Source organism: Streptomyces ossamyceticus, assembly GCF_001418475.1.
GTDB lineage: Bacteria > Actinomycetota > Actinomycetes > Streptomycetales > Streptomycetaceae > Streptomyces > Streptomyces ossamyceticus.
The window spans coordinates 1-9,407 of sequence record NZ_LIQX01000199.1; the positions used below are offsets into that span (position 1 = coordinate 1).

General features: G+C 72.7%; 7 protein-coding genes. All 7 read left to right on the forward strand.

The window, feature by feature from the left end; genetic code table 11:
* Window positions 1-1,049 (forward strand): FG-GAP repeat domain-containing protein (locus AOK15_RS16170; RefSeq protein WP_055517308.1); only part of this gene is annotated, 1,049 nt, incomplete at its 5' end.
* A gap of 236 nt (window positions 1,050-1,285) precedes the next feature.
* The gene (locus tag AOK15_RS16175) at window positions 1,286-2,761 is read left to right on the forward strand and encodes an FG-GAP and VCBS repeat-containing protein (protein ID WP_055517311.1); all 1,476 of its coding nucleotides are present in this window, start codon (window positions 1,286-1,288) and stop codon (window positions 2,759-2,761) included.
* A gap of 76 nt (window positions 2,762-2,837) precedes the next feature.
* Window positions 2,838-4,235, forward strand: coding sequence for an FG-GAP and VCBS repeat-containing protein (locus AOK15_RS16180; RefSeq protein ID WP_055517314.1), 1,398 nt, complete (start codon window positions 2,838-2,840; stop codon window positions 4,233-4,235).
* Window positions 4,236-4,359: 124 nt separating this feature from the next.
* Window positions 4,360-5,787 (forward strand): FG-GAP-like repeat-containing protein, encoded by a 1,428-nt coding sequence (locus AOK15_RS16185; protein ID WP_055517317.1) that lies wholly within the window; start codon window positions 4,360-4,362, stop codon window positions 5,785-5,787.
* Between the two features lie 185 nt (window positions 5,788-5,972).
* A complete protein-coding gene (locus AOK15_RS16190) occupies window positions 5,973-7,409 on the forward strand; it encodes an FG-GAP-like repeat-containing protein (RefSeq protein WP_055517325.1) in 1,437 nt (478 codons plus the stop codon).
* A 53-nt stretch (window positions 7,410-7,462) separates the two neighbouring features.
* Window positions 7,463-8,854 carry an FG-GAP and VCBS repeat-containing protein gene (locus AOK15_RS16195; protein ID WP_055517319.1) on the forward strand — a complete coding sequence of 464 codons (1,392 nt, stop codon included), beginning with the start codon at window positions 7,463-7,465 and terminating at the stop codon, window positions 8,852-8,854.
* A 126-nt stretch (window positions 8,855-8,980) separates the two neighbouring features.
* A complete protein-coding gene (locus tag AOK15_RS16200) occupies window positions 8,981-9,376 on the forward strand; it encodes a nuclear transport factor 2 family protein (protein WP_055517322.1) in 396 nt (131 codons plus the stop codon).
* The last annotated feature ends 31 nt before the right edge of the window (window positions 9,377-9,407 follow it).

The following is a 9,407-nucleotide window of genomic DNA, read 5'->3' on the forward strand; positions in this document are numbered from 1 at the left end:
AGCAGGTCGGCGGCGCCGACCGGCACGAGGGCGCCGCGTATGTGCTCTGGGGCTCGGCGAGAGGGCTCAGGACGGGGCTGACGGTTGCCAAGGGTGGCCCCGGACAGCGGCTCGGCCGGCTGGTCACCTCCGGGGACTACGACGGCGACGGCGACCGGGACCTCGTGCTCGCCGTGAGCGGCGAGGAGGGCGGCGCCACGGTCCTGCGGCCGGGTCCGCTCACCGCCGCCGCACCCACGACGCTCGTCGAGGGCTACGACTTCGGTGACGCCCGCGCGCTGAGCACCGCGGACTTCGACGGCGACGGCAGGGACGACCTGGCCGTCACCTACAAGGGCCTGGAGATCTCGGGCACCCGTGTCCGTTCCCTGGCGCCCGGCGGCTGGACGACGCGCTGGCAGGCCGCCGACTTCGGCTCCGCGCTCGCCGCCGGCGACTTCGACGGCGACGGCCGCACGGACCTGGCGATCGGCGAGGTGCTGCCCGACCCCGAGGCGGAGGGCGCGTACTGCGCGGACCGGCTCGGCGGCGCCCTCGCCACGGTGTACGGGGCGCCGGGCACCACGCTCGGCGGCGGGGTCACCTGCACCACCCAGTCCTCCCCCGGCGTGGGCGGCACGGCGGAGGCCGAGGACAACTTCGGTGCCGCGCTGGCCGTCGTGGACCTCGACGGCAGCGGGCCCGACTCCCTGCTGGTGGGCGCGAGCCACGAGGCGGTGGGGTCGGCGGCCCGCGCGGGCGCGTACTGGGAGCTGGAGGCGGGTGGCGACCGGGTCTTCACCGGTCCGGCCTTCACACAGAGCTCCGCCGGGGTGCCGGGCACGGCCGAGGAGGGCGACCTGTTCGGGGCGGCGGTGGCGGCGGCCGACTTCGACGCGGCGAAGTACGACGACCACGTGATCGGCGCGCCCGGCGAGAACGCCCCCGCGGGCGCCCTCTGGTACCGCCCGTCGGCGGGCGACGCCTCCCGTCTCCCCGCGGTGTCGCTGACACCGGCGAAGCTCGGGTTGACGGGAGCGGCGGGGTACGGGGCGGTGCTCGGCAGGTGAGCCGTGCGGGGCGCGGGAAGTGAGTGGGAAGGTAAGAGGTTCCCGGCGCCCCACCGGTTCCACCCGTCACAGAAATTTCTCGAACTCCCGTACAACCCTCGCGTGCCTCCGGCGGTCTCCTGTTCGCCGACTTCCCCGTGAACCCCGGACGAACTACGGGCGAACGCGGACAGGAAGGGCACCCCATTGACTGCGGACGTCTGCCAGACGTCCCGCATGCAGCAGGAGATTCCCGCATGCACAAGCATCTGCGACTCGCCCTCGCGACGGCCTCCGCGGCCGCGCTGACGGGCGGTCTGCTCACGTTCACGGCCGCGACGGCGACGGCGGCCGACTCGGTCCACCACCCGGTGGCGGACTTCAACGACGACGGTTACGGCGACGTGGCCTACTCGGCCGGCTACGCCACTGTCGGCGGCAAGAAGGACGCCGGCCAGATCGTCGCCCTGTACGGCTCCGCGACCGGTGTGACGTCCACGAAGCACACCACGATCAGCCAGAATTCCCCGGGCGTGCCCGGCAGTGCCGAGACGAACGACGCGTTCGGCTGGGTCAGCGCCTACGGCGACTTCAACGGCGACGGATACGACGACCTCGCCGTGTCGGCGTCGTACGAGGACGTCGACGGTGACGCCGACGGCGGCACGGTCCTCATCGTGTGGGGCTCGGCGAACGGCCTGTCCGGCGCCACCACGCTGAAGGACCCGGCGACCTCCTCCCACGACCGCTGGGGCACCGCCCTCGCGGCCGGCGACTTCGACGGCGACGGCAAGGAGGACCTGGCGGTCGGCTCCTCGTCGAACCGCGTGTACGTGTTCAAGGGCGGCATCACCAAGTCCGGCACCTATGGCGGGCGCTACAGCTTCACCACGGACATCCAGTCCGGCGGCGGCTCCGGCACCCTGGTGCTCACCGCGGGCGATGTCAACGGCGACCAGCGGTCCGACCTCGTGGTCGACGGCTACGAGACGGACAGCGACTGGCACTACAACACCAACTGGTACGTCCCCGGCAGCGCTTCCGGTCTCGACGCCTCGGACGCCAAGGAGCTGAAGCGCGGCGTCATCACCGGCATCGGCGACATCAACGGTGACGGCTTCGGCGACATCGTCACCGGCCAGGACTGGGACCCGTCGAAGGACGGCAGTGAGCCGTCCGTGCCCGAGTCGTCCACCGGCGGCAAGGTGCATATCCTCTACGGCTCGGTGGACGGCCCGGCCACCACGGTCGCGGTCACACAGAACAGCGGCAACGTCCCCGGTTCCTCCGAGCGCGGCGACTGGTTCGGCAGTGAGCTGTCCCTCGGCGACATCAACGGGGACGACAAGACGGACCTGGTCGTCGCCGCCTCCGGCGAGAACGTCGGCGACGTCGTCAACGCCGGCGCGGTCACCGTCCTCTACGGCTCGGAGGCCGGCCTGAACGTCTCCTCCGGCTACCAGTACTTCGCCCAGTCCACGGCCGGAGTCCCCGGCTCGGACGAGAAGGACGACCGGTTCGGCGGCGAGGTGAAGCTCACCGACGTCACCGGCGACGGCAGGGCGGACCTGACGGTCGGCGCGTACGGCGAGAACGACTTCAACGGTTCGCTGGTCTACCTGCCCTCCAACGGCACGAAGATCACCACGGTCGGCTCCCGCTCTCTGGCACCGTCCGCGGTCGGCGTCTCCACGGACGCGTACCCGCACTTCGGCGCCAACGCGGCCAACTGACGTACCCCACTCAGGAGTTGGGCCCGCATCCGGCAAGGATGCGGGCCTTCTCCCCTTCCCCCCTCGGGAGCCCACCATGCGCACCCGCCCCTTCCTCCTCGCCGCGGCCCTCACCACCGGCCTGCTGACGGCGCTCCCGGCGGCACCGGCCGCCGCCGCTCCGGCGCGATACGCCGACGACTTCGACGGCGACGGCTATCGCGATGTCGCCGTGGGTGCCGCGGGCGCGGTGGTGGCCGGGAAGCAGACCGCCGGCGCGGTGGTCGTGCTGTACGGCTCGCCGTCCGGGCCGTCCGCGGCCAGGCGCGCGGTGATCACGCAGAACTCGCCCGGCGTGCCGGGCAGGGCCGAGGAGGGCGACCAGTTCGGCGCCGCCCTCACCTCGGGCGACCTCGACGGCGACGGGTACGCGGACCTGGTCGTCAGCTCGCTCAACGAGAGCCTCGGCAACCATGACGGCGTCGGCACCGCCACCATCCTGTGGGGCGGCGCGTCGGGCCTGTCGGGCGGCGCGCGGGTGCCGCAGCCGGACTGGCTCACCGAGGACGGCGGCTACGCCACCGGCCTCGCCGCGGCCGACTTCGACGGTGACGGCGACACGGACCTGACGGTCACCAGCCGACCCACCACCCGTGTCTACGAGGGCCCCTGGAAGCGCACGGGCGCCCCGAAGGTCGAGTACGACATCGACGAACTCGGCTCCACGCAGACCGTCATCACGGGGGACCTGAGCGGCGACGGCGCGGCCGAGCGGCTCTACCCGTTCGGCTTCGACGGCGACGAGGGCGGCGCGATCTACTTCCTCCGCTGGACCGGCACGGGCTACGAGAAGACCGACCTCGACACCGCCGACGGCGACCAGGGGTCGATCGGCGACGTCAACGGCGACGGCTACGGCGACCTGGTCCTCGGCGACATCTCCCGGGGCGCCCACAAGGGCGGCGAGATCACCGTCCGGTACGGCGGGCCGACCGGCCCCGACCCGGCGCGGACGCCGACCACCGTCCACCAGGACACCGCCGGGGTGCCCGGCAAGGGCGAGTCGGACGACTGCTTCGGCTGCGCGCTGGGCGTCGGCGACATCGACGGCGACGGTTACGCGGACGTCGCGGTCGGCGCGCAGAACGAGGACGTCGGCGGCAGGCGGAACACGGGCGCGGTGACCGTGCTGTACGGCTCGGCCGCCGGTCTGACGACAACGGGTGCGGCGACGTACACGCAGGCCACGGCCGGGGTGCCCGGGGCCGCCGAGTCCAAGGACTGGTTCGGCTCGGCCGTCCGCCTGGCCGACGTCGACGGCGACGGCAGGGCCGATCTGGTCCCGACCGCCTACGGCGAGAACGACGCCTCCGGCGCCCTGTGGGTGCTGCGCGGCACGGCCTCGGGGCTGACCACGAAGGGCGCGAGGACGGTCTCCGCCCGCCAGGTCGGCCTGCGCGGCCAGTCCAACTTCGGCTGGACCCTCGCCCCGTGACGCCCCGCCCCGGCCTCATCCCACCTCTCCCGTCTCTCCTGTCTCTCCCATCTCCCCCGCCCCACCTAGCCTCGTCCGACCTGAGGACCTGGCGACCTGAGCATCCGAGGACCTGAGAACAGCCATGCGTCTCCGTACCGCCCCAGCGATCGCGTCCCTCCTCGCGGCCGGTGTGGTCCCCCTGACCCTGGCGGCCCCCGCCCACGCGGTGGGCGCGGCCGCCCCGTACGACTTCGACGGCGACGGCCGCCGCGACCTGGCGATCGGCGCCCCCGGCGCCACGGTCGGCGGGAACGCGAAGGCCGGTGCCGTCTCGGTGGTGTACGGGACCTCCACCGGCCCCGGCACCTCGGCGTACAAGCTGCTCACGCAGAACACCTCCGGTGTGCCCGGCTCCGCGGAGGCCGGTGACGCGTTCGGCTCGGCGCTGGCGTCGGCCGACCTGAACACGGACGGCTACGCGGACCTGCTGGTCGGCGCTCCGGGCGAGGACACCGGGACCGACACCGAAGGGGGCACGGTCGTGATCGTCTGGGGCGGCGCCTCCGGTCTGTCCGGCGCCCGCACCCTCGTCGACCACAACCCGGACGAGGCGGACCGCTACGGGCAGGCGCTCACCACCGGCGACTTCGACGGCGACGGCGACACCGATGTCGCGGTGGGCGGCACCGGCAAGTTCGATCTCGCCCTCGTCGAGGGCCCGTTCGCGAGGACGGGCGACTTCACCGGCGGCCTGTCCACGGCCCTGGCGTACGCCCCCCAGCCGTTCGACGCGACGTACGGCGTCGCGTACCTGTCGGCGGGCGACGTCCAGAACGACGGCACGGACAGCCTCGTCATCCACGGCCGCGCCCAGGGCACCGACGACGCGCTGACGGCCGTGGGCAACGGCGACTACGGCTACTGGCTGGAGTACGTCCCCGGCGGCCAGGTCTCCTCCGTCGGCGACGTGAACGGTGACGGCCACGCGGACATCGTCGTGGGCAACTCCCGCGAGATCTCCGCGGACCCCGCCGGCGCGCTCGGCGGCAGGGTCACCGTGGTGTACGGGCAGGCCGTGACGGACGCCGTGGACGAATCCACCGGCAAGGAGGTCGCCTACACCCAGGCCACCTCGGGTGTCCCCGGCACCGCGAAGGCGGGCGACGCGTTCGGTGCGGGCGTGTCGCTGGGCGACGTGAACGGCGACGGTTTCGCGGACCTGGCCGTGGGTTCCCCCGGTGAGTCCTCGGCCGCCGGCGCGGTGACCGTCCTGTACGGCTCGGCGAACGGCCTCACGACCGCCTCCGCCGCCTCCCTCACCCAGTCGACGTCCGGCGTCCCCGGCTCGTCCGAGTCCGGCGACCGGTTCGGCGCCCGTGTCGTCCTCTCCGACACCACGAAGGACGGCAAGGCCGACCTGGCCGCCGCCGGCACCGGCGAGAACGCGGGCGACGGCGCGATCTGGTGGCTGAAGTCGGCGATAGCGTCGGGGGCGAAGTCCTTCGGCCCGTCGACGGTGGGCGTCTCCACCGCCGGGGCCCCGGCCCTCGGATCGGCCCTGGGCGGCTGACGAAAGCCGATCAAGAATTCACCGAACTCCCGTACAACCCTCCGGCATCTCCAAGGGTCTTCTGCTCGCACACCTCGTACGTCTCTCTGCTCACGCAACACCTGTCACGTCACATGCCGCACGGCATACGGCAGTTGGGCCCGGCCTCGGCCGGCGCGGGCCCCGGCTCCCCTCTGGAGTTCCTCTTGCGCACTCGTCCGTTCCTCGTGGCCGCGGGCCTGCTCACGAGCACGCTCGCGCTGGCCGCGCCCACCGCCCACGCGGCGGGTACGGCCGCCCCGTACGACTTCGACGGCGACGGCTACCGCGACCTGGCGATCGGCGCCCCCGGCGCCACGGTCGGCGGGAAGACGAAGGCCGGCGCGGTCACGGTCGTCTACGGCGGTGCGACGGGGCCCGGCACGGCCAAGTACAGGCTCCTCACGCAGAACACGACCGGTGTGCCGGACAGCGCCGAGACCGGTGACGGTTTCGGCACGGCGGTGGCGTCGGCCGACCTGAACAGGGACGGGTACGCGGACCTGGTCGTCGGCACGCCCGGCGAGGACCGCGGCGGCGACACCGACGACGGCATGGTCCAGGTCGTCTGGGGCGGGAAGTCGGGCCTGTCCGGCTCCCTCACCCTCCTCGGCGGCGGCTCCGACACCGACCGTCTCGGCCAGGCCCTCGCCATCGGCGACTTCGACGACAACGGCAAGGTCGACGTGGCCGCGGGCGGCCGGGGCGCCGTCGACCTCTCCGTCCTCCAGGGCCCGTACACCAGGGCGGGCGGCGCCGACGGAGGGGTGCGGGCCGCGTCGACGGCGAACGCGCCGAAGCCGTTCGACCCGGCGTACGGCGTGGAGTACCTGTCGGCGGGCGACATCAACGGCGAGGGCTTCGACAGCCTGGTCGTGCACGGCCGCAAGAAGGGCACCGACGACGCGCTCACGGCGGTCGCCGACACCCGGATGATCGACTTCCTGAACTGGATGGAGTACGTGCCGGGCGGCTATGTGTCGGCCGTCGGCGACGTCACCGGGGACGGTCGCGCGGACATCCTGATCGGCAACCACCGTGAGCCCTCCGCGGACCCCTCCGGGGCGCTCGGCGGCCGGGCGACGCTCGTCCTGGGCGCCCCCGAGTCGCAGTGGGTCAACGCCCGCGCCATGGCGGCGATCACCCAGGACGCCTCCGGTGTTCCCGGCGCCGCGGAGGTCGGAGACGGCTTCGGCGGCGGCGTCGCCATCGGCGACTTCACCGGCGACGGCTACGGCGACCTGGCGGTGGGCGCCCCCTACGAGTCCTTCGGCGGCACCGAGGACACCGGCACGGTGACCCTCCTGCGCGGCACCGGCACCGGCTACCTGCCGACGGGCGCCCGCACCCTCTCCCAGTCCACCCCCGGCGTCCCCGACGGCGCCGAGTCCGGCGACCGCTTCGGCGCCCGCGTCCTGCTCTCCGACACCACGAAGGACGGCAGGGCCGACCTGAGCGTGGGCGGCACCGGCGAGAACGGCGGCGACGGCGCGCTCTGGTGGCTTAGGTCGGCGACCACGTCGGGGGCGAAGTCCTTCGGCCCCGCGAAGTTCGGCATCCCGACCACCGGCACCCCGGCCTTCGGCGCACCCCTGCGCGGCTGACCGCCCGCGCCCGCACCGACTCCCCCTCACCTTCACTCAAGGAAGACACCTTCATGAAGCGCCCCTTCCGGACCGCCCTGGCCGCGACGACGGTCGCCGCCCTCACCGGCGGCCTCCTCACGATCGTCACGGCCGCCCCGGCGTCCGCCGCCCCCGCCAAGTACGCCGACGACTTCAACGGCGACGGTCACCGCGACTACGCGGCCTTCTCCTACGGCCCCGACGGCGCCAACAAGGGCGGCGGCATCCTCGTCACCTTCGGCACGGCGGACGGCGGCCCGGGCACGAGGACCCAGTTCATCGACCAGGCGAGCGCGGGCGTCCCCGGCGCCGACGAGACCGACGACTTCTTCGGCGCGGTCCGCGCCGCCGCCGACTTCGACAAGGACGGCTACGGCGACCTCGTGGTCTCCGCCGACGGCGAGAACGTCGGCAAGTACAAGAACAACGGCACGGTGACCGTCCTCTGGGGCGGCGCGAAGGGCCTGTCCGGCGGCACGACCGTCCCGTTCAAGGGCCCGAAGGGCGTGTCCGGCCGCGCCGCCGACCTCGCCACCGGCGACTTCAACGGCGACGGCAACCAGGACCTGGCCCTCGTCCGCGACCACAAGACGTACGTCTACCGGGGCGCGATTACCAGGTCGGGCGTGAAGGGCGCGGTGACCGTCCTGGACAGGGACGGCGCGGGCTTCTACTCCACCGCGCTGATCTCCGGCAAGGTCGACAAGGACGGCAAGACCGACCTGGTCGTCATCGGCGACGTCGTCACCGACAAGTACATCGCCTCCGACGCCTGGTTCGTCAAGGGCGGCAGGACGAAGCTGTACCCCGGCAAAACTCTCCGCCTGGAGCGCAAGAACGGCAACGGTGGCGAGGCCTACCGCGGCGGCGACGGCGTCATCGCCGACTTCGACAAGGACGGCTACGGTGACATCGCCATCGGCACGCCCCTGTATGACCGCCACAAGGGCCGCGTGACCATCTGGTACGGCGCCGCCACCGGCCCGTCGGAATCGGCCCGCTTCACCCAGGCCACGAAGGGCGTCAAGGACACCCCCGAGGCGTACGACTCCTTCGGCGATTCCGTCTCCGCCGGCGACGTCGACGGCGACGGCTACCGAGACCTGGCCATCGGCGCGTACGGCGAGAAGCTGGGCACCCAGCCCTACGCCGGCGCCGTCCACGTCCTGTTCGGTTCCAAGTCCGGCCTCACCGGCACGGGTTCGCAGTGGTTCGCCCGCGACACCCCGGGTGTTCCCGGCGGCCTGGAAGACGAGTCCTTCGGCGGCGTGGTCCGCGTCCGCGACACCAACCGCGACGGCAAGGCCGACCTGTACATCTCCGCGAACTACGGCTCACTCGTACTGCGGGGTTCGACGAAGGGCATCACGACGACGGGCGCGCAGCCGGTCAACGGCGACATCATCCCCGGCATGCTGCAGTAACCGCGGCGCCGCACGGTCGTCGGGGCGTGGGCCGAGGCGCACTCGCGGAGGCCCACGCCGGCACGGATAATGCCCTTATCGGAGCAATGACGGCATACCACGTATAGGGAAAGCCGGCGATACCTCATGGCTGAACACCCCAACGCAGCGCTCGTCCGCAAGGGCTACGACGCCTTCACCCGCGGTGACATGAACACCCTCCGCGGCCTGATGGCGGCGGACTGCACGCACCACGTCCCCGGCAGCCACCTGCTCTCGGGCGACCACAAGGGCCAGGACTCGATCATCCAGCTCTACCAGCGGCTCTACGAGGAGACCGGTGGAACGTTCAGCGTCGACCTGAGCCATGTGTGCGTGGACGGCCGGGGCCACGCCGTCTCCGTGCACCGCTACACCGCCGAGCGCGGCGACAAGCGCATCGAACAGAACGGCTGCCTGGTCTTCCGCATCGTCGGAGACAAGATCACCGACATCGACGAGTGCCAGGAGGACCTGGACAAGGAAGCGGAGTTCTGGTCCTGAGGCAGAGGGCGGGGGCGGGGGTGCTGAAGGG